The organism is Halorubrum salipaludis (assembly GCF_002286985.1).
In the GTDB taxonomy this organism is placed as follows: Archaea; Halobacteriota; Halobacteria; order Halobacteriales; family Haloferacaceae; genus Halorubrum; species Halorubrum salipaludis.
Genome location: NZ_NSKC01000003.1, coordinates 192,574 through 217,374 on the forward strand (window position 1 = coordinate 192,574; position 24,801 = coordinate 217,374).

Below are 24,801 nucleotides of genomic sequence, written 5' to 3' on the forward strand. Positions count from 1 at the left end.
TCGCGCTCGCCGGTCCCGGAGCGAGCCACATGGTTTATGTCGAGCCGCGGAGAGGACCCGCCATGGACGAAAAGCGGTTCGTCATCGCCCTCTTCGGACTCGTCGTCGCGCTGCTCGTCGGGTTCATCGCCTACCGGTTCGTCGCCCCGCTCACGGTCGCCGTCTTCCTCTACTACTCGACCCGGCGCCTCTACCACCGGCTCGAACGCTTCCGGCTCCCCGCCCGGGTGCGGGCGGTGGCCTCGCTGTCGCTGATCGGTATCCCGCTTATCGGACTCCTGAGCTACACCGTGCTCCTCCTGTTGATCGAGGCGCGGCGGTTCATCGAGCAGTACCCGGTCGCCGAGACGGTCGGCGCCGAGAACTCGTGGGTCGGCGACCTCGCCGCGCTCTCGAACCCGACGTTCGACGGGGTCATGCAGGCGTACCAGTCCGGGCAGCTCGACCCCCTCATCGACTTCGTCTCCGAGCAGGCGGGGCTGCTGGCGGGCGTGCTCTCGGGGCTCACGCTGAACCTCCTCATCACGATCGTCGTCACCTACTACCTGCTGCTCGACGGCTCGAAGTTCCACGGGTGGCTACTCACCTTCGACGACGACGCCGTCGTCCGCGAGTACCTCGAGGCGGCGGACGCCGAGCTGGAGGCCGTGCTGTACGGGAACCTGCTCAACGTCATCGCCATCTCGATCATCGCCGTCGTGACCTACACCGGCTACAACGTGGTCGCCCCCGAGATCGTCGAGGTGCCGTACCCGGCGCTCGCCGGCGCGCTCACCGGAGTGGCGAGCCTGATCCCGGTGATCGGGATGAAGATCGTGTACGTTCCGCTCGCGGCAGTGACCGCGGTTCCGCCGGTCCTCGGCGACGACATCGCCGTGCTCGTGTACGTCGCCGGGTTCCTCGTCGTCGCCGCGGTCGTCGTCGACACGATCCCAGACATCGTGCTCCGCCCGTACTTCAGCGGGAAGACCACCCACGTCGGGCTGCTCATGCTGGCGTACATCTTCGGCCCGGTCGTGTTCGGGTTCCACGGGCTGTTCCTCGCGCCGATCGTGCTCGTGTTGGCGCTCACGTTCGCGGACACGGCCCTGGTCAGGCTGCTCGGCGGCGACGCCGAGGAGGTCGGACCGGAGATCCCGCGGGGACAGCGCCGGCTCGACGAGTTCTGATCGGCGGGTGCTGATCGGCAGGTTCTGACCGCCGAGCGCCGACCGCGGACCGACCGCCAATCGCGGACCGATCGGCGACCCCTGCTCCGACGCTCGACCCTCGGGCCGAAGAGATAAGCCCCCGCTCGACGACCGGGGTGACGTATGCGTGTACACGTTATCGGTCTCGGGGGCGCCGGCGGCCGGATCGCCGACCGGCTCGCGGCCGACAGCGACGGGGACCGGTTCCTGCAGGGCGTCAACGCGTTCGACACCGACGCGGCCGCGCTCGACGCCCTCCGGTCGATCGACGAGTCCCGCCGGCACCGCTTCGGCGACGCGGCCGGCGGCGGGGGGCTCGACGGCGACCTCCACGCGGCCCGGCGGCTCGGCGACGCGCACGCCAGCGAGCTCGGCCGGGCGATGGACGACCAGCAGCCGTCGCTCGCGGAGGCGTTCGTCCTCGTCGTCGGGCTCGGCGGCGGCGCGGGCGCGGGCGCCGCGCCGGCGCTGGCCGAGGAGCTGACGCGGCTCTACGACGTGCCCGTCTACGCCGTCGGGCTGCTCCCGACGCCCGCGGAGTCCGAGCCCCGCGAGCCCGACTCGCCCCGCGCGAGCGCGACCGACGACTCCGGGGAACGACCGCCGGAGCGCCCCCTCGCGGAGAAGAACGCGGCGCGGACACTCGACGCGCTCTCGGATCGGTGCGCGGCGGTCTTCCCGTTCGACAACGCCGAGTGGCTCCGCCCCGGTGAGGGGATCGCCGACGCCCGCGACCGACTGAACGCCGTCGTCACCGAGCGCGTCGCGGCGCTGTTCGGCGCCGGCGAGGCCGACGACGCGGAGTCGACCCCCCAGCAGGTGCTCGACGCGAGCGACGTGGCCCGGGCGGTCGGCGACGACGGGGAGATCGCCGCGGTCGGCCACGCGACGCAGGCGGTCGAGCCGCCCGAGTCGGGGTCGCGGTTCGGGCTCGGCCTGTTCGGCTCCGCGGAGCCGGCGGCGGTCGACACGAGCGAAGCGGTGTCGGCGATCGAGACGACGATCCGGAAGGCGACCCGCGGGAAGAACACCGTTGCGGTGCCGGAGGGGCGGGCGGACCGGACCCTGCTCGTTGTCGGCGGGCCGCCGGCGTGGCTCAACCGCGAGGCGATCGCGGACGGGCGGCGGTGGCTCGCCGACGAGACCGGCTCCGGCGCAATTTTGAGCGGCGACGCGCCGGTCCCCGGCGGCGAGGAGGTGTTCGCGTTGGTCGTCCGATCTGGGATCGACGAACCGCCGCGGATCCGCGAGATCCGGGAATCGATCGCGTGAAGCCCCGTGTGCGGGCCGGTGTCCGCCCGCCCTCAGACCCGAACTCGTTAACCGCGTGAGGCGCCCAGTACGCCCGTGACCACCCACGCCGACCTCGGGCTCGACCTCGACGTGCGCGACGCGGACGCGGTCGCCGACCGGCGCGACGAGCTCGTCGCCGCCGTGCGGGACCACGCCGGAACGATCGCCTACCAGCTCGCCAAGCTGCAGGGCGGCGACTACGGCCGGCAGGAGCTGTCGACGCCGGGCGGGACGTGGACCGTGAAACACGAGGCCGGCGAGCTGGAGTTCCTGCTGTTCTCGCCGACCTCGGGCTCGGACGTGTACGTGATCTCGACGAAGCAGCCGCCGGCGCCCGCCAGCCTGTCGACCGCGCTCGACGACTACGCGAATTTCGTCGCGGCGTGGAACGAGTGGGTCGGGTCGCTGTCGGGCGTCCTTGACGGCGTGAGCGCCGAGTTCCCCGAGCCGGCCCCGACGGACGGGGTCGTCGCCGAGCGGGACCGGGTACTGGACCGGATCCGCGACGCCTGCTCGGTCATGGCCGGCGAGATCCATCGGTACGAGGGCGACGACTACGGCACCTTCACCGCCCGCGTCGACGGCGACCGGTGGGAGCTGAAGTGGGACGAGGGGACCGTCTCGTACCTCCGTGTCGGGGGATCGGGCGGGCTCTACATCCTCTCGCAGTACGAGGCGCCGTCGGCGGCCGACGTGCGCGAGTACGCCGACTCCTTCCGGGGGTTCGTCGACGCGTACAACGAGTTCGTCGGGGAGTTAGAGAGCGACCTCGCGGCGGTCGATATCTGAGGTCGTCGGCGAGGGGCCGCCCGGCGACCGCACCGGACCTCCTCCGCTCCCGCCCGGCGCCTCGATCACTCGTCGTCCGACCCGCCGAACGCCCCGAACGCGTACTCCAGGCCGAACATAACGAGCGACATCGTGAGGGCGCGAACGAGGAGCGCGTCACCGCTCACCAGGAGGCCGAACGCAAGCACGCCGCCCCCTGACGACGCTCCCAACAGGACGGCGTACCGCCCACGAGAGAGTCCGCGCGCCCACTCGTCCGCCCGCTCGTAGAGCCCCGTCGTCCCGGTCACATCTTCGAGGAGCAACCCCGGACGGAAAACGGTTCGTGGTCCGGTTTGCTCCGATCATACCCATGTCCGTGCGCATTTCTACACCTGATGTGGGAATATTTATGCAGTAACGTCCGGTACCGGCGCGCATGACGATCACGCTACCGGGACCGACGCTCGGCGTCGTCGGCGGCGGTCAACTGGGTCGGATGATGGGCGAGGCGGTCGCGCCGCTCGGCGTCGAGGTCGTCGTGTTGGACCCGACGCCCGACTGTCCGGCGAGCCCCGTTGTCAGCGACCAGATCGTCGGCGACTTCGACGACGCCGACGCGATCCGCGAGCTGGCGAGCCGGGTCGACGCGCTGACCTTCGAGATCGAGCTGGCCGACCCGGACCTCATGGCCGAGGCGGCCGCCGAACACGACGTGCCCGTCCACCCCGACCCGGACACGCTCCGCACCATCCAGGACAAGCTCGTGCAGAAGGAGGCGCTTGTCGACGCCGGGATCCCCGTCCCCGAGTTCGTCGCGGTCGCCACCGCCGAGGGGCTCGAACGCGTCGTCGAGGAGTACGGCGGCGTCATGCTGAAGGCCCGCGAGGGCGGCTACGACGGCCGCGGGAACGTCCCGGTCCGAGACCCCGCGGACGCGGCCGACGCGCTCGACGAGATCGGCGGCGCCGCGATGGCCGAGGAGCTCCTCGACTTCGAGCGCGAGATCGCCGTGATGGGGCTGAAAGGGGCCGACGGCGAGACCCGGACCTACCCCGTCACCGAGACGATCCACCGCGAGGAGATCCTCCGTGAGAGCGTCGCGCCGGCCCGGACCGACGGCGCGGTCGTCGCCGAGGCCGAGTCGGTCGCGCGCGACGTGCTCGACGTGCTCGACGGTCGGGGCGTCTACGGGATCGAGCTGTTCGAGACCCGCGAGGGCGACGTGCTCGTCAACGAGATCGCGCCGCGGCCCCACAACTCCGGCCACTGGACCATCGAGGGCGCGCGCACCTCGCAGTTCGAGAACCACGTCCGGGCCGTCCTCGGGTGGCCGCTCGGCCCGACCGACCTCGTCGCGCCCGCGGTCACGGCCAACATCCTCGGCGACATCGAGGAGACGCAACCCGCGACGCTCCGGAACGTCGAGGCGGTGCTCGCGGCGCCAGAGGCCGCTCTCCACTGGTACGGGAAAGCCGACGTGCGCCCGCTCCGGAAGATGGGGCACCTGACGGCGACTCCCGCAGATGGCGGAAACGACGCCGACGCGGACGCCGATATCGACTGCGACGCCCTGCTCTCGCGGGCGCGGGCCCTCCGCGACGGACTGACGTTCGGAAACGCGTAGTCGCGGACCGATGCCGAACGACCTCGCGCCCGACGCGCCTCGCGAACGCCAGTCGATCCGGCTCCCGCCGGACCGGATCGAGATGCTCCGCGAGTGGGCAGAGAAGGGGACCGCCCTGACGGCCGCGGCCCGCGTCCGCGACCCGGCCGGCCGGCTCGCGTTCGTGAAGACCGCGTGGTCGGACGGCTGGGTGCTCCCCGGCGGGGCGGTCGAGCCCGGAGAGTCCCCGGCGGCCGCGGCGGCGCGGGAGGTCCGGGAAGAGACGGGGCTCGACCCGGCAGTCGGCGATCCGATCGTCGTCTTCGAGCAGTCGTACGTCGACGCCGAGCGCGGCGCGGTCGCGTTCGAGGCCGATTACGTCGTCTACGCGGCGCGCGCCGACGGGCCCGTTCCGGACGCCGCCGACCTCGGCGTCGATCCCGACGAGATCCGGGCTGCGCGGTGGTTCGAGGGGGTTCCGTCGGAACTGCACGACGGCGACCTCCTCCGGCCGTTCCTCTCAGGAGAGGACCGCTAACCGCCCGCCGCTCATCCCCCCTGCCACCGTCGCGAACAGCGATCCGTCGGCGGCGGTGACGTAGCTCGCGCCGCCGTCGACCTCGTGTTCGAACCGCCTCTCGCCGACGCGGACCGACCGGACGCCGACGCCGCCGCCGACGGCGATCCCGTGGAGCCGTTCACCCCCGACGTACACCGTGTCGCCCACGAGCGCCGGCGGGGTCGGCCGGACGGCGTTCCCGATCTCGGTCCGCCACCCGAGGGCCCCGTTCTCCGCGTTCAGCGCCGACAGCCGTCCGCCCGATGACACGAACACGCCGTCGTGGCCGGCCGCTATTCCACCCTCGGCGAATCCGAAGAGGTCGGTACGCCACCGGGGCCTCCCGTTCGGGTCGAAACAGCGGATCGACCCGTCACCGTCGCCGACGACCACGTCGCCAGACCCCGTTATCGTCTCGCTATCGCGTCTGCGGGACGCGACGACGGTCGGCGCGGAGCGGATCCCGGCGTCGACGGTCCGGTTCCAGCGCACCCGGCCGTCGTCGTCGACCGCGTACAGGTCCCCGCCGGTGGTCGCGGCGTAGACGACGCCGTACACCGACGCGGACGCGCGGGCGACGGCGCGTCGGACGATCCCGTCGAGCCGCCGTTCCCACTGTCGCTCGCCCGTCGCGCCGTCGAACGCGCGGAGGTACTCGCCGGCGCCTATCACCACTCGGTAGTTGTCTCCGCGCTCGACGACGAGCGGCGTCGTTTCGCCGAAGACGTACTCGAACTCCCGGCTCCACAGCCGCTCGCCGGTGTCGAGGTCGCGCGCGACCAACGTGTCGCTCTCCGGGACGTACGCCACGCCGTCCGCGACGGCCGGCGCCCCGGTGTACCGATACGCGTCGTTGTCGTCAGAAGCGACGGTCCAGCGCCGGCTCAGGTCCTCGCGGTCGAGCGCGACCACGTCCACGCCGGTGTTCAGGAGCACCGTGTCGGCGGTCACCACCGGGTCGCCGGCGGGGGTCCCGTCGAACTCGTAGGTCCGGTCGACGGTCGGGTCGTCGCGCGGCGCGACGCCGTTCGGAACCGACCGCGAGTTCCACTCGTCGCCGCCGCCGACCGGCCAGTCGTACGTCTCGTCGTCGCCGGGGTCGGCGTCGAATCCGGTGAGGCAGCCGGCTGTGGCCGTCAGTCCGGCCGCTCCGAGGCCGGAGAGGAACGCGCGTCTGGAGGGCATCTCGTCTCCCGGTTCCGCGGCCCGATCCTTCCGCCTTGTGGTTGCTGAGGCGTCGATCGGCGACGAGCCGGGCGATGCGGGGACCGGCACGATTTACAACCCGGCTCGCGTCACCCACGCCCATGACCACGGTCCAAGACCTGATCGACCGGCTCGAAGCGGAGGCGGCGGCCGACGCCGACCCCGAGACCACCCCGGACGTGGGGATCATCATGGGGTCGGACTCCGATCTCCCCGTCATGGAGGGCGCCTACGAGGCGCTCGACGAGCTCGGGTTCGCGGAGCAGACAGATTTCCACGACGCGCCCGACGCGCGGTTCACCTACGAGAGCTACGTCGTCTCCGCGCACCGGACGCCGGCGCTCATGTACGCGTACGGGGAGACCGCGGCGGCCCGCGGACTCGACGTCGTGATCGCGGGCGCTGGCGGGAAGTCCGCCGACCTCCCGAACATGACCGCGTCGCTCGCGTACCCGGTCCCGGTGATCGGCGTCCCGGTTCAGGAGAAGTCGGTCGACTCCGTGATCGGGATGCCCACGGGCGCCCCGATCGTCGCGGTCGACGCCGGCAAGTCGTTCAATGCGGGCCTGTCGGCCGCGCAGGTGCTCGCGCGCGAGCACGACGCGATCGAGGATCGACTGCTGGAGTACCACGAGGGCCTCAAGGGCGGTGTCGCGGCCGTGTCGGCGGATCTCCACGACCTCGGCATCGACGGATTCCGCGAGCGCGACGAGTCGTAGCGCCGGGCGGAACCGAGAGGACACCGGATCCGGATCGGGCCTCCGGCCCGCTCGACGGCGTTTTCGGCGGCGTGGGGGCGTTGCGGTGAAGACTCAACGCTTATGAGGGGGCGGTCCAAATCCTCGCACGTTACGGAGACCTATATGAGCGATTGGATAGCGATCGGCGCCTTGGCGGCCGTCGGCGTGCTCATCCCGATCGGGATGATGTCCGTGTCGGCGTTGCTCCGTCCGAGCGTGCCTGAGACCGGTAAAAGTACCACCTACGAGTCCGGCGAGACCCCGACGGGCGGGACGCGGATCCGGTTCAACATCCAGTACTACATGGTCGCGCTGTTGTTCGTCGTGTTCGACATCGAGACCGTGTTACTGTTCCCGTGGGCCGTCATCTACCGCCCGGCGATCAGCGCTGGCGTGCCGATGATCGACCTGCTGTGGCCGATGTTGGTGTTCGTCGGAATCCTCGCGATCGGGCTCGTCTGGGCGTGGCGCTCCGGCGCGATCAGCTGGGCCCGGAGCCCCCGCGCGACGAGTCGAAAGACGGAGCGTGACCTCAACTAATGAGCAGCGATCAACCATTCATCACCGACGAATCGCAAGTCGTAACCGAGACCCGCGACGCCCGGATGACCGGGCAGGGGGACCGGTTCAACTCCCGCCTCCGTGAGGCGTTCGGCTCCTCGCCGTTCATCCTCACCAAGTTCGACAAGTTCCTGAACTGGTGTCGCGGCTCCTCGATGTTCATGCTGCAGTTCGGCATCGCCTGCTGCAGCATCGAAATGATGCACACCTACGCGGTGAAACACGACCTCGACCGCTTCGGGTCGGGCGTCCCGCGCGCCTCGCCGCGGCAGGCCGACGTGATGATCGTCCCCGGGACGATCGTCTCGAAGTTCGCGCCGCGGATGAAGCGCGTGTACGACCAGATGCCCGAGCCGAAGTTCGTGGTCGGCATGGGCTCGTGTACCATCTCCGGCGGCCCGTTCCAGGAGGGGTACAACGTGATCAAGGGCGCCGAGGAGGTCATCCCGATCGACATCCACGTCCCCGGCTGCCCGCCCCGTCCGGAGGCGCTCGTCTACGGCGTCGTGAAGCTGCAGGAGCGCGTCGCCAACGGCGAGGCCGCGCCCGTCACCGTCAAGCCGTATGAGCTGGAGGAGTTCTCCGACCTCGAACGCGACGAGCTCGTCGACAAGCTCGCGGACCAGATCGACGACGACGAACTCGTCATGCGGTACAACTTCGCTGATTCCCCATGAGCCTCGAACGACCAGACACCGTCGACGACGGCGCCGTAGAGCGCACCCCGGACGAGCTGGAGGCGCTCTTGGGCGACCTCGTCGTCGACCGCGACGACCACCTGAACGCGCCCGGGTTCGTCATCCGGCCCGACACGGTCCAGGAGACGCTCTCGGTCCTGAAAGAGCAGGCGGGGTACGACCACCTCTCCGTGGTCTCCGCACAGGAGTACGAGAACCGCTACGAGTCGATCTACCACCTGAAGAAGTACGACGACCCGACCCAGGAGGTCAGTGTCGTCGTCCCCGCCGACAAGGACGACCCCGTCTCCGAATCGGCCGAACCCGTCTTCCGCACGGCCGACTGGCACGAGCGCGAGGCGTACGACCTGATCGGCATCGAGTACGACGACCACCCCGACCTACGTCGGATCCTGCTGCCCGAGACGTGGCAGGGCCACCCCCTGTCGATGGACTACGACAAGGACCGGCCGCAGATCGCCACGCTGCCGGAGCACGCCAACCCGCTGCAGGACCATCACAAGGACGAGGAGTCCGACACGATGTTCCTCAACATCGGACCGCATCACCCGGCGACGCACGGGGTGCTCCACCTGAAGACGGTCCTCGACGGCGAGCAGGTCGTCGACGTCGAGCCCGACATCGGCTACCTCCACCGCAGCGAGGAGCAGATGGCGCAGAACGGGACGTACCGCCACCAGATCATGCCGTACCCGGACCGCTGGGACTACATCTCGGCGGGCCTGCTCAACGAGTGGGCGTACGCCCGCGCGGCCGAGGACCTCGCCGACATCGAGGTGCCCGAGTACGCGCAGGTCATCCGCACGATGGGCGCGGAGATGTGCCGGATCGCCGCGCACATGCTCGCGCTCGCCACGTTCGCGCTCGACATCAACGGCGACTTCACGGCGACGTTCATGTACGCCATCAACGACCGCGAGCGCGTCCAGAACCTCTTGGAGGATCTGACGGGCCAGCGGCTGATGTTCAACTACTTTCGGCTCGGCGGCGTCGTCTGGGACCTCCCGGAGCCGCGCGACGAGTTCTTCTCGAAGACCCGGGACTTCCTCGACCAGCTCCCGGAGTCGATCGAGGAGTACCACAACCTCATCACCTCCAACGAGATCTTCCAGATGCGGACGATCGACACCGGGGTCCTCCCGCCGGAGGTCGCGAAGAACTACGGCGCGACCGGTCCCGTCGCCCGCGGCTCGGGCGTCGACTACGACCTGCGCCGCGACGACCCGTACGGGTACTACGACGAGCTCGACTGGGACGTGATCACCGAGGACGGCTGCGACAACTTCAGCCGCCTGCTCGTCCGGATGCGCGAGGTCGAGGAGTCCGCGAAGATCATCGAGCAGTGCGTCGACCTGCTCGAAGATTGGCCGGAAGACGAGCGGAACATCCAGGCGAACGTGCCGCGCACGCTGCGCCCGGACGACGACACCGAGATCTACCGGGCCGTCGAGGCCGCGAAGGGCGAGCTCGGGATCTACATCCGCGCGGACGGCACCGACAAGCCGGCCCGCTTCAAGATCCGGTCGCCGTGCTTCTCGAACCTGCAGACGCTTCCGGAGATGGCGAACGGGGAGTACATCCCCGACGTCGTCGCCGCGCTCGGTAGTCTGGACATCGTTCTCGGGGAGGTGGACCGCTGATGGGGACGGCGCCCGCACAGCTGTTCCCCGAGTACCTCGTCGACACCTTCGGGATCGACAGCGTCCTCGGCGATGTCGTCGCCTCCCTGATCGGGGCGGCGCTCGTCGCCAACATCATCCTCGCGTTCTCCGGCGTCGCCGGACCGTGGGCGAAACGGAAGATCACGGCCGCGTTCACCGACCGGATCGCGGTCGACCGGATCGGCCCGTTCGGCCTGCTCATCATCCCGGCGGCGGCGGTCCAGCTGCTCGCGAAGGAGCTCATCGTCCCCGAGGGGGTCGACCGCCCGACGTGGGACATCGCGCCGATCCTCCTGCCGGCGTCGGCGATGCTCGGGTTCTCCGTGATCCCGATGGGCCAGATCGGCCCGCTGAACATCCACCTCGCCGACCCCGAAGTCGGGCTGGCGCTGGTGTTCGCGTTCGCCTCCATCGCCTCCGTCTCGCTGGTGATGGCCGGCTACGCGTCGAACAACAAGTACTCGTTCCTCGGCGGCCTCCGCGCGGTCGCGCAGAACCTCGCGTACGAGATCCCGCTCATCGTCACCGCGATGTCGGTCGTGATCTTCGCGGGGACGCTCCAGATAAGCGGCGTCGTCGGGGCGCAGACCGAGACGCTCGCGACGGTCGCCGGGTTCGATATCCCGGCGTGGTTCGCGTTCGTCAACCCGTTCGCGTTCGTGCTATTCCTCACGGCGAACATGGCGGAGATCGGGCGGAACCCGTTCGACATCCCCGAGGCGCCGACTGAGATCGTCGGCGGGTACCAGACGGAGTACTCCTCGGCGTACTTCGTCCTGTTTTACCTCGGCGAGTTCGTCCACATCTTCCTCGGCGGTGCGATCCTCTCCGTGGTGTTCCTCGGCGGCGCGTCCGGTCCGGGCCCGGAGAGCATCAGCTTCATCTGGTTCGTGGTGAAGGTCTGGGGCTTCTTCCTGTTCACGCAGTGGGCCCGCGCGGCGATCCCGCGCGTCCGGATCGATCAGCTGATCGAGATTGGCTGGAAGGGAATGCTGGTGCTGTCGTTCGCGAACCTGGTGCTCACGGCCGTAATCGTGGGGGTGATCGCGTAACATGATCGGACTCATGAAATCCATGGCGACGACGATGAAGCACGCGCTCGACGGGACGACCTTCACGGTGGAATACCCGGAGGACGCGCCCGAGGTGAGCCCGCGCTTCCGCGGCGTCCACAAGTTCAGTCAGGAGCGGTGTATCTGGTGTCGGCAGTGCGAGAACGTCTGCCCGAACGACACGATCCAGATCGTGCAGGACGACCAGCGCAACGGCGAGCAGTATAACCTCCACATCGGCCAGTGTATCTACTGCCGGCTGTGTGAGGAGGTCTGCCCCGTCGACGCCATCCTGTTGACGCAGAACTTCGAGTTCACCGCGGACACGAAGGACGACTTCGTGTTCAACAAAGAACAGCTCAAGAACGTCCCGTGGTACAAGGGAATCGACCCGCTGGAGTCCCGGAACCCCGATCGCGGCGCGTGGATCGGGGAGGGAGACGGCGAGGTCGACTACCAGTAACGGGCGCGTCTCGAAATCTTCAAAGGGACTCTCATAGGAGACACACACAATGGTTTATGCCACCATCGCGTTCGGGCTGTTCGCCGCGGTCACGCTGGCGTTCGGCCTCGGGGTCGTCCTGGCGCGCGACGTGTTCCACGCCGCGCTGCTCCTGGGCGGTGCCCTGACGAGCGTTGCGGTGCACTACGTGATGCTGCAGGCGGAGTTCATCGCCGCCATGCAGATCCTCGTCTACGTGGGCGGGGTCTTGATTCTCGTCACGTTCGCCGTGATGCTCACGCGATCGGACACGGAAACGGAGGTGAATAGCGCATGAGTGACGATGGCTCCCGGAGCCGCGGGCGTCTCGTTCCCACAGTCGCGGTCGGACTCCTGTTCGCCGTACTGGCCCTGACGGTTCTGTCGGCCGACTTCGGCGAGGTCGCGGCGTTCCCGGCGGACGCGTCGATCGTCCACAACATCGGGTACGCCCTCTTCAACCTCGGCGAGTACGACCTCGGCGCGGTGCCGGCCGAGGGCTTCCTCGCCGCATTCCTGATCGCGGCGGTCGCGCTCGACGTGGCCGTCGACGGCGCGGTCTACCTGGCGAAACGCGAGGAGGACGGCTCCATCGTCGCCGCGGTGGGCGAGGCGCTCACCGACGGCGGGCGCGAGGGGGGTGAGCGGTAATGACCGCCGTCGCCTCCTCGATCCCGCCCGAGTGGTACCTGCTGCTCGCCGCCGCCGTGTTCTGTATCGGCCTGTTCGGCGTGCTCACTCGGAACGACGCGCTGTACTTCCTGATGAGCGTCGAGCTCATGATGAACGCCGCGAACATCAACTTCGTCGCGTTCGCGCTGTACTACGGCGACCTCACGGGACAGGTGTTCGCGCTGTTCGTCATCGCGCTCGCGGCCGCGGAGGTCGCGATCGGGATCGGCATCATCCTCGTGTTGTACCGCAACTTCGGGGTCACCGACGTGACCGTTCCAACGGAGATGAGGTGGTAACATGATAGACGTGTTCTCGTACGTTCCGGCGATCGTTCTCCTCCCGTTCTTCTCGTTCCTGATCGCCCTCGGTGTCGGGAAGTACCTCCCGAAGGGCGGCGCCTTCGGCGGCATCGCGGCGACGGCGGGGTCGTTCCTGCTCTCGCTGTGGGTGCTCGCGACGGTGGCGGGCGGGGAGGCGGCGAACCGCACGCTGTACTACTGGGCGAGCGAGGGCGGTGCGGGCATCGGCCCCACCGATATCGAGCTCTCCTTCGGAATCCTGATCGACCCGCTGTCGGCGCTCATGCTCGTCATCGTGACGCTCGTGGCGTTGCTCGTCCACGTGTTCTCGCTCGGCTACATGAACGACGAGGGCGAGACGGGGCTCCCCCGGTACTACGCCGGACTCGGCCTGTTCACGGCCTCGATGCTCGGCTTCGTCGTCGCCGACAACCTGCTGATGGCGTTCATGTTCTTCGAGCTGGTCGGGCTCTGCTCGTACCTGCTCATCGGCTTCCACTTCCGGGAGCCCGGCCCGCCGTCGGCGGCGAAGAAGGCGTTCCTCGTCACGCGGTTCGGGGACTACTTCTTCCTGATCGGCGTCGTCGCGGTGATCGCGACGTTCGGCACCGCGCAGTTCGCGGGCACCGAGTCGTTCCCGCACCTCGCCGAGGCGGCGCTCGCCGGTGAGGGCTCGGTCGCGTGGACGCCCGCAGGCGTCGAACTCCAGACGTGGCTGACGGTCGTCGGCCTGCTCGTGCTGGGCGGCGTCGTCGGGAAGTCCGCGCAGTTCCCGCTGCACACGTGGCTGCCCGACGCGATGGAGGGTCCGACGCCCGTCTCCGCGCTGATTCACGCCGCGACGATGGTGGCGGCCGGCGTCTACCTCGTCGCGCGCATGTACGGGTTCTACGCGCTGACGCCGACGACGCTCGCGGTGATCGCCTTCATCGGCGGCTTCACCGCGCTGTTCGCGGCGACGATGGGCGTCGTGAAAGACGAGCTGAAGCAGGTGCTCGCGTACTCCACCATCTCCCAGTACGGGTACATGATGCTCGCGCTCGGCGCGGGCGGGTACGTGGCCGCTGTTTTCCACCTGACCACCCACGCCTTCTTCAAGGCCCTGCTGTTCCTCGGTGCCGGCGCGGTGATCATCGCGATGCACCACAATGAGGACATGTGGGACATGGGCGGGCTGAAAGCGAAGATGCCCGTCACGTACTACACCTTCCTGGCCGGCTCGCTGGCGCTCGCGGGAATCTTCCCGTTCGCCGGCTTCTGGTCGAAAGACGAGATCCTCTACGAGGCGCTCGTCCACGGGCTCAACGACCCGCTCCTGCTCGGCGGCTACCTGATGGGGCTGCTCGCGGTGCCGGTCACGGCCTTCTACACCTTCCGGATGGTGTTCCTGACGTTCCACGGCGAGGCCCGGAGCGACACCGCACGCGACCCCGAACCCGTTCGCTGGAACGTGAAGGGGCCGCTGACGGTGCTCGGCACGCTCGCCGTCGTTACCGGATTTATCAACATGGTGCCGGTCCAGAAGGTCCTCGGACTGGAGGGGATCGACTTGCTTCACCTCTGGCTCGACAACCACTGGGGCGGCATCGAGGGGCTCTCCTCGCACCACTACGCCGACATCGGCCCGTACAGTAGCGGGTACCTCGTCGGCGGCGAGGTCGGCACGGTCCTCGTGGGCGCGGCCGTCTCGCTCGGCCTGGCGCTCGGCGGGCTCCTCGTGGCCTGGCGGCTCTACAACGTTCCGTCGCCGACGGAGCACACGGCGAAGCTCGGCGGGATCAAAGACGTGCTGTACAACAACTACTACTTGGACGAACTGCAGGTATGGCTCGCGTATCGCACCGAGGACGTCGCCGGCGGCGCTAACACCTTCGACCAGGGGATCATCGACGGCGTCGTCAACGGCGTCTCGTCGGTGAGCCTCTTCGGCGGGAGCCGGATCCGCCGGATCCAGAGCGGCGTGGTCTCGCAGTACGCCGCGCTGCTCACGCTGGGGCTCGTCGCGCTGCTTCTCGCGCTCGGTCTGAGCGGGGGGTGGTTCCTGTGATGATCGAAGCCCTCATCGGGTTCACGTTCGCGGCGGCGCTCCTCGTGCTGCTCGCGCCCGACGAGTGGGCGGGTCGGCTGGCGTTCGCGTTCAGCCTGCTCCCGTTCGCCGGCTCGCTGTACCTCTGGTCCGGCTTCGAGAGCGCCGGCAACGCCCTCACGGGCGGCGACATCGGGTACATGACCCAGATCGAGTGGCTGGAGGTCGGCGGGCGGACCGTGTCGTGGTTCGTCGGCGTCGACGGGATCAGCCTCCCGCTCGTCGTGCTCACGACGTTCCTCGTCCCGCTCGCGATCGTGAGCGCGTGGACGCCGATCGACTCCAGACAGAGCCAGTTCTACGGGCTCATGCTGTTCATGGAGGCGAACCTGCTCGGCGTGTTCACCGCGCTCGACTTCTTCCTCTGGTTCGTCTTCTGGGAGGCCGTGCTGGTGCCGATGTACTTCCTCATCGGCGTCTGGGGCGGCCCGCGCCGGAAGTATGCCGCGATCAAGTTCTTCGTGTACACGAACGCGGCGTCGCTGCTGATGTTCATCGGCTTCATGTCGCTGACGTTCGCGCTCGGCGGCTCCGTGAGCTCGTTCGCGCTCCCGGAGATCACGGGGGCGATCGCCGACGGCGGGCTCGGGACGTGGTTCGGCATCTCGCCGGACCGGATCGCGATGGTCGCGTTCCTCGCGATGTTCGCCGGGTTCGCGGTGAAGGTCCCGATCGTTCCGGTCCACACGTGGCTCCCGGACGCCCACGTCGAGGCGCCGACCCCGGTGTCGGTGCTGCTGGCGGGCGTCCTCCTGAAGATGGGGACGTACGCGCTGCTCCGGTTCAACTTCACGATGCTTCCCGATCAGGCGTCCGCGCTCGCGGTCCCGATCGCGGCAATCGCCGTCATCAGCGTCATCTACGGCGCGATGTTGGCGCTGGCCCAGAAGGACCTCAAGCGCATCGTCGCGTACTCCTCCGTCTCGTCGATGGGGTACGTCATCCTCGGGCTGGTCGTGTTCACCGAGTACGGCGTCGGCGGCGCGACCTTCCAGATGGTCGCGCACGGCCTCATCTCGGGGCTGATGTTTATGGCCGTCGGGGTCATCTACAACGCGACGCACACGCGGATGGTCGGCGACATGTCCGGCATGGCGGACCGGATGCCCGTCGCGGTTGGCATCCTCGTCGCCGGCGCGTTCGGGTACATGGGGCTCCCGCTGATGGCCGGCTTCGCCGGCGAGTTCTTCATCTTCGTGGGCTCCTTTGCCGCCCCGTCGCTGCCGTACGCGCCGATCTTCACGGCGCTCGCGATGTTCGGTATCGTCATCGTCGCCGGCTACCTGCTGTCGGCGATGCAGAGCACGCTGTTCGGGCCCTTCGAGCTCGAGACCGACTACGACGTGGGGCCCGCGCCGTTCCACGACGTCGCCCCGCTCGCGGTGCTTCTGGTGGCGATCATCGTGCTCGGCGTGGCGCCCGACATCTTCTTCGAGATGATCCGTGACGCTGCCGTTCCCGTGGTCGAGGGGGTGACCATCAATGGTTAACACGCTTCCGCAGGTGGCCGCGCTGTTGCCCGTCTTCCTGCTGGCGTTCACCGGGCTCGCGCTGCTGCTCGTCGACACGATCAGCCCCGATACGCGTTCGAACACCTCGATGGCGGTCGTCGGCGCGGTCGGCTCGCTCGCCGCGAGCGCGGCGAGCGTCTGGCTGGTCGTCTCCGGGACGGGTAGCCCGGACACCGGCGGCGCGATAACCCTGTTCGCCGAGGCGATCAAGGTGGACACGATGGCGCTGTTCTTCAGCGCCATCTTCGCGTCCGTGACGGCGCTCGTCGTCGTCGCGGCCCACGACTACTTCCACGATCACGCGAGCCCGGCGGCGTTCTACTCGCTGACCCTGTTCGCGGCAACCGGGATGGCGCTGCTCGCGGCCGCGAACTCGCTCGCGGTCGTCTTCGTCGCCCTGGAGATGGTGTCGCTGCCGTCGTACGTCCTGGTGGCGTACCTCAAGCGGAACCGCGGGAGCGTCGAGGCGGGGCTGAAGTACTTCCTCGTCGGCGCGCTCTCCTCCGCGATCTTCCTGTTCGGGATCTCGCTCGTGTACGCGGCGACCGGGTCGCTGCTGTTCGGCGGCGTCGCCGAGGGGATCGGCTCGCTCGACGGCCTCGCCGGAATCGCCGGCCTCGGGATCGTGATGATCGTCGGCGGCGTCGCGTACAAGACCGCCTCCGTCCCGTTCCACTTCTGGGCGCCGGAGGCCTACGAGGGCGCGCCCGCACCGGTGAGCGCGTTCCTCTCGTCCGCCTCGAAGGCGGCCGGCTTCGTGGTCGCGTTCCGCCTGTTCACCGAGGCGTTCCCGGTGGGGGCGTCGCTTGCCGCCGGCATCGACTGGGTGCTCGCGTTCGGCGTCCTCGCGGCCGTGACGATGACGCTCGGTAACTTCGCGGCGGCCGTCCAGGAGGAGGTCAAGCGCATGCTCGCGTACTCCTCCATCGGGCACGCGGGCTACGTGCTCATCGGCGTCGCGGCCCTGTCGGCCGGCGGTTCGGCCAACGGGAGCGTGATGGGCGCGGCGATGGCGCACCTGCTCGTCTACGGGTTCATGAACACCGGCGCGTTCCTCTTCGTCGCGATGGCGGAGCGGTGGGGCGTCGGTCGGACCTTCGAGGACTACGCCGGGCTCGCGAAGCGCGCGCCCGTCGCCTCGACGGCGATGGCCGTGTTCATGTTCTCGCTCGCCGGGCTCCCGCCCTTCGCCGGGTTCTTCTCGAAGTACTTCCTGTTCATGGGGGCCATCGACAACGGCTTCCTGTGGCTGGCGGCGTTCGGCGCCGTCAACAGCGTCGTCTCGCTGTACTACTACAGCCGGGTCGTGAAGGCGCTGTTCATCGACGACCCCGCGTCGTCGAGCTCGCTGGACGCGATCGACGTGCGGCCGACCGGGCTGTACGCCGCGGTCGTCTTCGCCGCGGTGGCGACGGTGCTGCTCCTGCCCGGCTTCGGGCCGGTCATCGAGACCGCCGAGGCCGCGGCGTCGGCGCTGTTCTAGCGGTCCGACGCGCCCTCGGGCGCGTTCGATCGTTTCGTTCTCCACCGGTACCCGCAGGTATTAGCGCGTCCGTCGCCTCCTGAGACCGTGAGCAGAACCCGGACCTACCGCTGTCTGAACTGCCTCGAACACACGGTGAGCCGCGAGTTCGACACCTCTCATCTGTCGGTGACGTGTCCGAACTGCGAGTCGTTCGAGCGGTTCGTCAACGAGGCCGTGTACCGGCAGTTCCGGGCGTTCGAGGAGTCGCCGCCGCCGGAACTCGACTGGGAGCGGCTCGATCGGACGGAGAAGCTCGTCGTCGCGGAGCGGATCGCTCGCTCGACGAAGACGATCGAGGACTTCGCTATTGTGGAGCGTGACGGAGAGGACGACGAGGCGGCAGACGAAGAGACGGGGGAGGTCGAAGCGGAGGACGACGAGGCGGCAGACGAAGAGACGGGGGAGGTCGAAGCGGAGGACGACGAGGCGGCAGACGAAGAGACGGAGGAGGGCGAAGCGGAGGACGGACGTTCGGCCGACGACGCCGAGTCACCGACTCCCGAGTGAAGCTGTACGGAAGCGTGTGAGCCGGACGGACGGTCAGCGCGCGTACAGCTTTCCGCCGACCAGCGCCGCGAGGTCGTCGTCGCTCGGCGTCACCGCCACGTAGGGTCGGTCGACGGGACCGAACACGTCGACGACGCGGCCGACGGTCGCGAGCGACTCGTCGACCACTGACGAGCCGATCCGCGGCGGCTCCGCGCCCGCCTCGGCCCGGGCGATGGCGAGCCCGCCGGCGGTGCGGACGACGGTGCCGACGCGACGCATCGTCACTCTCGGATGACCCCGAGGTAGGCGGCGATCGCCTGCACGAGGTCGTTTTTCGCGGTGTCTTCGGTGCCTCGGACGACCACTGCGCCTCGCGGTTCGAACTCCCGGGAGTAGGTTTTCTCGCGTTCGATCACCGCGTCGTAGCCGACCTGTTGGACCGCCTTCGCGATCTCGTCGACGGTGGGCTCCTCGATCGCGAGATCCATCGGGACGCGGCGCCCCTCCGACCGCGATCGGTCGGCGTCGAAGTACGCGGGATAAACGACGTTCTCGACCATATACCGGAGAGGCGAGCGCGCGGCGTAAGGTCGTTTCGGACCCGTTCGACCCGGACGCTACGTGGTCTTGAACTCGAACCGGGCGCCGCCGGCGTCGCCGGCGAGCGCGCGCACCTCCCAGCCGTGCGCGTCGGCGATCCGCTTCGTGATCGCGAGCCCGAGGCCGGTCCCGTTCTCCTCGGTCGTGAAGCCGCTGTCGAACACCCGGTCGTGTTCGCTCTCGGGGAGTCCGCAGCCGTCGTCCTCGACGAAGAAGCCGTGTCTCGATTCCCCGTCGTCGCCGCGGAACGCCGCTGCCCCGACGCGGACGGTGAGGGGGCCATCGCACTCCTCGCCGGGTCTCTGGCCGTGCTCGACGCTGTCGTCGGGCTCCGCCCGACTGCCAGTGGAACCATGTTCCACGCTGTCGCCGGACTCTGTCCGGCTGCCAGTCGAGCCGTGCTCGACGCTGTCGTCGGGCTCCGCCCGACTGCCCGTGGAACCGTGTTCCACGCTGTTCCGGAACACGTTCTCCAGCAGCTCCCGCGTGCGGGTCGCGTTCGCGTCGATCGTCACGTCGGTCTCGAGGACGAGCTCGGCGTCTCCCGTGTCGACGCTCTCCCACGCGTCCCTCGCGAGCGCCTCAAGCGAGACCGGCTCCGTCTCCCCGACCGACTCCCCCTGTCGCGCCAGCGAGAGCAGGTCGCCGACGAGCTCGTCCATGCGGCCCAGCGCCTCCGCGGTCTTCTCTAAGTGGGCCGTCTCGTCCGTCTCCGTCGCGAGGTCCACGTACCCCTGCGCGACGCCGAGCGGGTTCCGGAGGTCGTGCGAGACGATGCTGGCGAACTCGTCGAGCCGCTCGTTCTGCCGTTCCAGCGCCGCCTCGTGCTCGCGCCGCTCCGTCACGTCGGTGTAGATGGCGTAGCCGGCGACGTTCTCGGCGTCGAGCCGGATGGGAACGACGTGGAGGATGAAGTGTTTGAGGCCCTCCGCGGTCTCGCGAGTCACCTCTCGCCTGACGTTCTCACCGCGTTGGAGCCGCTCGTTGAGCTCCGCCGCCTCGGACTCGGCCTCCTCCGTCGGCGGGACGATGTAGTCGTCGACGGACTCGCCGACCACTCGGTCGGCGTCGTAGCCGAACGTCTCCTCGAACGCGTCGTTGACCCGGTGAACGATCGGCTCGCCGTCGACGTAGTCGTAGGCGATCGCCGGGTCGGGGACGTTCGAGAACAGCGCCAGCAGGTGATCGCGTTCGGTCCGCAGCGCCTCGTCGGCGCGGATGCGGTCGAGCGTCTCCTCGACGTGGGACGCGAACAGCCCCGCGAGCCGCCGGTCGTCCGCGTCGAACCCGTCCTCGTCCGTCGCGAGCTGGAGGACCGTGTCGCCGCCCACCGGGAGCGCCAGCAGCGTCCGGTAGGGGACCGCCTCTGCGGTTCGGGGCTCGACCGCCGGCTCGCCGGTGTCGACGGCGGTCCCGACGGAGCCCCGTCCGACCCGGACGCGGTCGCAGTCCCCGATCGAGACGTCGGCCGAGGCCGCGATCGGTTCGACCCACTCTCCCTCGCGGACGCCCACGACGCAGGGGTACCGCGGGAACACCTCGTCGGCGACGGCGATCGCGGTCCGGTAAGCCTCCTCGACGGTCCTGACAGACGCGAGCCGTGTCACCTCGGCGTTGAGCTGCTCGATCCGCGACGGCGTGCGCGCCGGCTCGTCGCGGCCGAGTCCCGACTCCGATCTTGCCTCGAGCCAGCGGAGCGTCGCGTCGAGGTCCGCCGCCCCGGTCGCGATCGCGTCGACGACGGGAGCGGTCGCCGGCTCCGCGGCGGGGTCGTCGACGAGCGCGACCACGCGGAACGACCCCTCGCGACCGGAGAGCGCGGCGACCGCCTCGCGATCGAGGACGACGACCGCGTCCGCCGCCGCGAGGTCGTCGCCGAGCGCCTGCGGGGCGGCGTCGCCGACCGGCGTCGAGGAGGCGTCGACGCCGCTCAACGCGTCGGCCACGCCGGCCGCCTCGTCCGCGTCTCCGGCGAGGACGAGAACGGACTGCCGTTCCTTCGGCTCGATATCCACGCTGGCAATCAACACTACTGGAGCGCGGATAAATTTTCCTCTCGTCGTCGGTTTTTTCTGCGGATCGAGACCGATCGGTCGGACTACCGGCGGTGCGGTCCCGCCGAACGCGCCCGAAGCGGCGCGGGAGACACCCCGGAACCCTTTTGGATGAACACGGGCCACGTTTCGGTAATGAGCGATCTCGAAGCGGAGTACCGCCTCGACTACTTCGAGGAGGAGGGGTTCGAGCGGAAGGAGTGCCCTTCCTGCGGCGCGCACTTCTGGACCCGCGATCACGACCGCGAACTGTGCGGCGAGCCGCCCTGCGAGGACTACAGCTTCATCGACGACCCGGGCTTCCCCGAGGCCCGCTCCCTCTCGGAGATGCGGGAGGCGTTCCTCTCGTTCTTCGAGGAGCACGGCCACGAGCGGATCGACCCGTACCCGGTCGCGGCGAACCGCTGGCGCGACGACGTACTCTTAACCCAGGCGTCGATCTACGACTTCCAGCCGCTCGTCACCTCGGGTCAGACTCCCCCGCCGGCGAACCCGCTGACCATCTCGCAGCCCTGCATCCGGATGCAGGACATCGACAACGTCGGCAAGACGGGCCGGCACACGATGGCCTTCGAGATGATGGCCCACCACGCGTTCAACACGCGCGAGGAGGTCGACGAAGACGAGTACGCCTACCACGGCGAGGTGTACTGGAAAGACGAGACCGTCCAGTACTGCGACGAGCTGTTCGAGAGCCTCGGCGCCGACTTAGAAGAGATCACCTACATCGAGGACCCGTGGGTCGGCGGCGGCAACGCCGGTCCCGCCATCGAAGTTATTTATAAAGGAGCCGAGCTGGCGACGCTCGTCTTCATGTGCATGGAGCGGGACCCCGACGGCGACTACGAGATGAAGGACGGGCACACGTACTCGTTCATGGACACGTACATCGTCGACACCGGCTACGGGCTCGAGCGGTGGACGTGGATGAGCCAGGGGACGGCGACGGTGTACGAGGCCGTCTACCCCGACGCGATCGACTTCCTCAAGGAGAACGCCGGGATCGAACGCACGGAGGAGGAGCGGGAGCTCGTCCACCGCGCCGCGAAGCTCTCCGGGCGGCTCGACATCGACGACGTCGACGACGTGGAGGCCGCGCGCGGCGAGATCGCCGACCGGCTCGACGTCGACGTCGACCGCCTGCGCGAGCTGGTCGAGCCGCTCGAATCGATCTACGCGATCGCCGACCACTCCCGGACGCTCGCGTACATGTTCGGCGACGGGATCGTCCCCTCGAACGTCGGGACGGGCTACCTCGCGCGGATGGTCCTGCGGCGCACGAAGCGGCTCGTCGACGAGGTCGGGGTCGACGCCCCGCTCGACGAGCTGGTCGACATGCAGGCCGAGCGGCTCGGCTACGAGAACCGCGACACGATCCGCGAGATCGTCCGCACCGAGGAGCGGAAGTACCGCAAGACGCTCGAACGCGGCTCCCGCAAGGTGGAGTCGCTCGCGGACGAGTACGCCGGCACGGGCGAGCCGATCCCGACGGAGGCGCTCTTGGAGCTGTACGACTCCCACGGGATCCAGCCCGACATGGTCGCCGACATCGCCGAGGAGCGCGGCGCGACCGTCGACGTGCCGGACGACTTCTACGCGCTCGTCGCCGACCGCCACGAGGAGGAGGACGGCGACGAGGCCGGCGAGGACCGCGACGACCGGTTCGGCGACCTCCCCGAGACGGAGAAGCTGTTCTACGACGACCAGGGCCGCACCGAGTTCGAGGCGGTCGTCCTCGACGTGTTCGAACGCGAGGAGGGATACGACGTCGTCTTGGACCAGACGATGTTCTACCCCGAGGGCGGCGGCCAGCCGGCCGACAGGGGCCAGCTCACGGCCGGCGAGACGACCGTCGACGTGGTCGACGTCCAGGAGCGCGACGGCGTCGTGCTCCACCGCACCGATGCCGACCCCGGGAAGGGGGAGTTCGTCACGGGCCAGGTCGACGGCGACCGCCGCGACCGGCTCCGCGCGCACCACACCGCGACCCACCTGATCGGCCACGCGGCCCGTGAGGTGCTCGGCGACCACGTCCGACAGGCGGGCGCCCAGAAGGGGATCGACTCCTCCCGGCTCGACGTCCGTCACTTCGAGCGAATCACCCGCGAACAGGTCAAAGCGATCGAGCGCGTCGCCAACGAGCTCGTCCGCGACGACGTGGCGGTCCGCCAGGAGTGGCCCGACCGCAACGAGGCGGAGGCCGAACACGGGTTCGACCTCTATCAGGGCGGGGTCCCGCCGGGAACGAACATCCGGCTGATCCACGTCGGCGACGAGGACGTGCAAGCCTGCGCGGGCACCCACGTCGAGCGGACCGGCGAGATCGGCGCGGTGAAGGTGCTGAAGACGGAGCCCGTCCAAGACGGCGTCGAGCGGATCGTGTTCGCCGCGGGCGGCGCGGCGGTCGAGGCGACCCAGCGCACGGAGGACGCGCTGTACGACGCCGCCGACGCGCTCGACGTCGACCCGCTCGACGTGCCCGAGACGGCCGAGCGGTTCTTCGACGAGTGGAAGGCGCGGGGCAAGGAGATCGAGTCGCTCAAAGAGGAGCTCGCGGCGGCGCGCGCCTCCGGCGGCGCCGACGCCGAGGAGGTCGATATCGGCGGCGTCACCGCGGTGATCCAGCGGCTCGACGGCGACGCCGACGAGCTGCGCGCGACGGCGAACGCCCACGTCGACGACGGGAAGGTCGCGGTCGTCGGCAGCGGGGCGGGCGGCTCCGCGAGCTTCGTCGTCGGCGTTCCCGACGACGTCGACGTGAACGCTGGACAGGTGGTCTCGGAGCTCGCCGGGCGCGTCGGCGGCGGCGGCGGCGGCCCGCCGGACTTCGCGCAGGGCGGCGGTCCGGACGCCGACGCGCTCGACGACGCCCTGGAGGCGGCGCCGGACGTGCTTCGCACCCTCCAGGAGGCCTGACGACTCCCCCGCCCCATGCCCCGCGCCAACAACGCCGGCGTCGAGATCCGGTACGAGGTGGACGCTCCGGACGCCGGCGACCCCGACGAGGCGGTCGTGTTCTGCGGCGACGTGGGGCTGGGCGCGTGGCAGTTCGGCTGGCAGCACGCCGCGCTCGCCGGCCCGCACACGGTGATAACGCCCGAGACGCGGGGCGTGGGGCGGTCCGACGCGCCGCCCGGCCCGTACGCCGTCGCGGAGCTCGCGAGCGACGTGGACGCTGTGTGCGCCGCGGCGGGGGTCCGGAACGCCCACCTCGTCGGCTACGGGCTCGGCGGGATGGTCGCGCTCGCGTACGCCCTCGCCTCGTCGCGCCCGGCGAGCCTCGCGGTCGTCGGGACGCCGCCCGCGGGAGACGCCTACAACCCCGACGGCGTGTGGGCCGATCCCGCCGATCCGGCCGCGGTGAGGGGATCGCTGAACGGATTGCTCTCCGAGTCGTTCCGGGAGGCGCATCCCGACGTGCTATCGCGGATCGTCGAGTGGCGGCTCGGCGAGGACGCCGGTCGCGAGACGTTCGAGGCCCACCGCGCCGCGGTCGAGGGGTTCGACCTCTCGGACCGGCTGTACGAGCTCACGACGCCCACCCTCGTCGTCCACGGCGCGGCGGACGCCGCGTGTCCGAAGGCGGCGGCGGAGGGGCTCGCCGAGGGGCTCCCCCGCGGAGAGCTCCACTCGGTCGCGGGCGCGCGCCACCTCGTCGGCGTGGAGGCGTCCGCCGCGGTCAACGACGCGCTCGTCGGCTGGCTCGCGGAACACGCCGCGGACCCGCTCTCGGAGTGAGGCGGTCGA

General features: G+C 69.5%; 25 protein-coding genes. 20 read left to right on the forward strand and 5 right to left on the reverse strand.

Features of this window, described 5'->3' with window-relative positions:
* Positions 1 to 62: 62 nt before the first annotated feature.
* From CK500_RS06460 to CK500_RS06470, 3 genes are all read left to right on the forward strand, one after another.
* Complete coding sequence (locus CK500_RS06460; RefSeq protein WP_095636434.1) at positions 63 to 1,169, forward strand: AI-2E family transporter; 1,107 nt, start codon at positions 63 to 65, stop codon at positions 1,167 to 1,169.
* A 144-nt stretch (positions 1,170 to 1,313) separates the two neighbouring features.
* The gene (locus tag CK500_RS06465) at positions 1,314 to 2,462 is read left to right on the forward strand and encodes an FtsZ/tubulin family protein (protein WP_095636435.1); all 1,149 of its coding nucleotides are present in this window, start codon (positions 1,314 to 1,316) and stop codon (positions 2,460 to 2,462) included.
* A 75-nt stretch (positions 2,463 to 2,537) separates the two neighbouring features.
* Complete coding sequence (locus CK500_RS06470) at positions 2,538 to 3,272, forward strand: hypothetical protein (RefSeq protein ID WP_095636436.1); 735 nt, start codon at positions 2,538 to 2,540, stop codon at positions 3,270 to 3,272.
* A gap of 65 nt (positions 3,273 to 3,337) precedes the next feature.
* On the opposite strand, the gene CK500_RS06475 is transcribed toward CK500_RS06470, so the two are convergent.
* Positions 3,338 to 3,562, reverse strand: coding sequence for a hypothetical protein (locus CK500_RS06475; RefSeq protein WP_095636437.1), 225 nt, complete (start codon positions 3,560 to 3,562; stop codon positions 3,338 to 3,340).
* A gap of 128 nt (positions 3,563 to 3,690) precedes the next feature.
* On the opposite strand from CK500_RS06475, the gene CK500_RS06480 reads away from it, so the two are divergent.
* Both CK500_RS06480 and CK500_RS06485 read left to right on the forward strand, forming a co-directional pair.
* Positions 3,691 to 4,878 carry a 5-(carboxyamino)imidazole ribonucleotide synthase gene (locus CK500_RS06480; protein WP_095636438.1) on the forward strand — a complete coding sequence of 396 codons (1,188 nt, stop codon included), beginning with the start codon at positions 3,691 to 3,693 and terminating at the stop codon, positions 4,876 to 4,878.
* A 10-nt stretch (positions 4,879 to 4,888) separates the two neighbouring features.
* Positions 4,889 to 5,395 carry an NUDIX domain-containing protein gene (locus CK500_RS06485; RefSeq protein WP_095636439.1) on the forward strand — a complete coding sequence of 169 codons (507 nt, stop codon included), beginning with the start codon at positions 4,889 to 4,891 and terminating at the stop codon, positions 5,393 to 5,395.
* Here CK500_RS06485 and CK500_RS06490 read toward each other — a convergent pair.
* Entirely contained in the window at positions 5,378 to 6,601 is a 1,224-nt protein-coding gene (locus tag CK500_RS06490; RefSeq protein ID WP_095636440.1) for a PQQ-binding-like beta-propeller repeat protein, read from the reverse strand. The genes CK500_RS06485 and CK500_RS06490 overlap by 18 nt on opposite strands.
* A 122-nt stretch (positions 6,602 to 6,723) precedes the next feature.
* Here CK500_RS06490 and purE point away from each other — a divergent pair, with 122 nt between their 5' ends.
* From purE to CK500_RS17805, 13 genes are all read left to right on the forward strand, one after another.
* On the forward strand, positions 6,724 to 7,341 hold the full coding sequence (gene purE / locus CK500_RS06495; RefSeq protein ID WP_095636441.1) for a 5-(carboxyamino)imidazole ribonucleotide mutase: 618 nt from the start codon (positions 6,724 to 6,726) through the stop codon (positions 7,339 to 7,341).
* 144 nt (positions 7,342 to 7,485) lie between these two features.
* Positions 7,486 to 7,902, forward strand: a complete 417-nt coding sequence (locus tag CK500_RS06500) for an NADH-quinone oxidoreductase subunit A (RefSeq protein WP_095636442.1) — start codon at positions 7,486 to 7,488, stop codon at positions 7,900 to 7,902.
* Positions 7,902 to 8,600 (forward strand): NADH-quinone oxidoreductase subunit B, encoded by a 699-nt coding sequence (locus tag CK500_RS06505; protein WP_006113007.1) that lies wholly within the window; start codon positions 7,902 to 7,904, stop codon positions 8,598 to 8,600. Before CK500_RS06500 ends, CK500_RS06505 begins: the two co-directional genes overlap by 1 nt.
* Positions 8,597 to 10,261 carry an NADH-quinone oxidoreductase subunit D gene (locus CK500_RS06510; protein ID WP_095636443.1) on the forward strand — a complete coding sequence of 555 codons (1,665 nt, stop codon included), beginning with the start codon at positions 8,597 to 8,599 and terminating at the stop codon, positions 10,259 to 10,261. Before CK500_RS06505 ends, CK500_RS06510 begins: the two co-directional genes overlap by 4 nt.
* Complete coding sequence (locus CK500_RS06515) at positions 10,261 to 11,334, forward strand: complex I subunit 1/NuoH family protein (protein WP_095636444.1); 1,074 nt, start codon at positions 10,261 to 10,263, stop codon at positions 11,332 to 11,334. Before CK500_RS06510 ends, CK500_RS06515 begins: the two co-directional genes overlap by 1 nt.
* A 1-nt stretch (position 11,335) precedes the next feature.
* The gene (locus CK500_RS06520) at positions 11,336 to 11,797 is read left to right on the forward strand and encodes a NuoI/complex I 23 kDa subunit family protein (protein ID WP_006113010.1); all 462 of its coding nucleotides are present in this window, start codon (positions 11,336 to 11,338) and stop codon (positions 11,795 to 11,797) included.
* A gap of 49 nt (positions 11,798 to 11,846) precedes the next feature.
* Positions 11,847 to 12,113 (forward strand): NADH-quinone oxidoreductase subunit J, encoded by a 267-nt coding sequence (locus tag CK500_RS06525; RefSeq protein ID WP_004049822.1) that lies wholly within the window; start codon positions 11,847 to 11,849, stop codon positions 12,111 to 12,113.
* Complete coding sequence (locus CK500_RS06530) at positions 12,110 to 12,466, forward strand: hypothetical protein (RefSeq protein WP_095636445.1); 357 nt, start codon at positions 12,110 to 12,112, stop codon at positions 12,464 to 12,466. The genes CK500_RS06525 and CK500_RS06530 overlap by 4 nt, the downstream gene beginning before the upstream one ends.
* Complete coding sequence (gene nuoK, locus CK500_RS06535; protein ID WP_050024387.1) at positions 12,466 to 12,786, forward strand: NADH-quinone oxidoreductase subunit NuoK; 321 nt, start codon at positions 12,466 to 12,468, stop codon at positions 12,784 to 12,786. Before CK500_RS06530 ends, nuoK begins: the two co-directional genes overlap by 1 nt.
* Position 12,787: 1 nt before the next feature.
* Positions 12,788 to 14,836, forward strand: coding sequence for an NADH-quinone oxidoreductase subunit L (gene nuoL, locus CK500_RS06540; protein ID WP_095636446.1), 2,049 nt, complete (start codon positions 12,788 to 12,790; stop codon positions 14,834 to 14,836).
* Positions 14,836 to 16,365, forward strand: coding sequence for a complex I subunit 4 family protein (locus tag CK500_RS06545; RefSeq protein ID WP_095636447.1), 1,530 nt, complete (start codon positions 14,836 to 14,838; stop codon positions 16,363 to 16,365). The genes nuoL and CK500_RS06545 overlap by 1 nt, the downstream gene beginning before the upstream one ends.
* Entirely contained in the window at positions 16,358 to 17,869 is a 1,512-nt protein-coding gene (locus CK500_RS06550; RefSeq protein WP_095636448.1) for an NADH-quinone oxidoreductase subunit N, read from the forward strand. Before CK500_RS06545 ends, CK500_RS06550 begins: the two co-directional genes overlap by 8 nt.
* 87 nt (positions 17,870 to 17,956) lie before the next feature.
* Entirely contained in the window at positions 17,957 to 18,418 is a 462-nt protein-coding gene (locus tag CK500_RS17805) for a hypothetical protein (RefSeq protein ID WP_095636449.1), read from the forward strand.
* A gap of 33 nt (positions 18,419 to 18,451) precedes the next feature.
* On the opposite strand, the gene CK500_RS06560 is transcribed toward CK500_RS17805, so the two are convergent.
* Genes CK500_RS06560 through CK500_RS06570 form a run of 3 tightly spaced genes read right to left on the reverse strand, consistent with a single transcriptional unit; the run spans position 18,452 to position 21,015 of the window.
* Positions 18,452 to 18,679 carry an H/ACA ribonucleoprotein complex subunit GAR1 gene (locus CK500_RS06560; RefSeq protein ID WP_004049836.1) on the reverse strand — a complete coding sequence of 76 codons (228 nt, stop codon included), beginning with the start codon at positions 18,677 to 18,679 and terminating at the stop codon, positions 18,452 to 18,454.
* Positions 18,680 to 18,681: 2 nt separating this feature from the next.
* Complete coding sequence (srp19, locus tag CK500_RS06565) at positions 18,682 to 18,960, reverse strand: signal recognition particle subunit SRP19 (protein WP_004049838.1); 279 nt, start codon at positions 18,958 to 18,960, stop codon at positions 18,682 to 18,684.
* Positions 18,961 to 19,017: 57 nt separating this feature from the next.
* On the reverse strand, positions 19,018 to 21,015 hold the full coding sequence (locus CK500_RS06570) for an ATP-binding protein (protein WP_095636450.1): 1,998 nt from the start codon (positions 21,013 to 21,015) through the stop codon (positions 19,018 to 19,020).
* Positions 21,016 to 21,189: 174 nt separating this feature from the next.
* On the opposite strand from CK500_RS06570, the gene alaS reads away from it, so the two are divergent.
* Both alaS and CK500_RS06580 read left to right on the forward strand, forming a co-directional pair.
* Positions 21,190 to 23,970 carry an alanine--tRNA ligase gene (alaS, locus tag CK500_RS06575; RefSeq protein ID WP_095636451.1) on the forward strand — a complete coding sequence of 927 codons (2,781 nt, stop codon included), beginning with the start codon at positions 21,190 to 21,192 and terminating at the stop codon, positions 23,968 to 23,970.
* Between the two features lie 15 nt (positions 23,971 to 23,985).
* Positions 23,986 to 24,792: an alpha/beta fold hydrolase gene (locus CK500_RS06580; protein WP_095636452.1), complete on the forward strand. Its 807-nt coding sequence runs from the start codon at positions 23,986 to 23,988 to the stop codon at positions 24,790 to 24,792.
* The last annotated feature ends 9 nt before the right edge of the window (positions 24,793 to 24,801 follow it).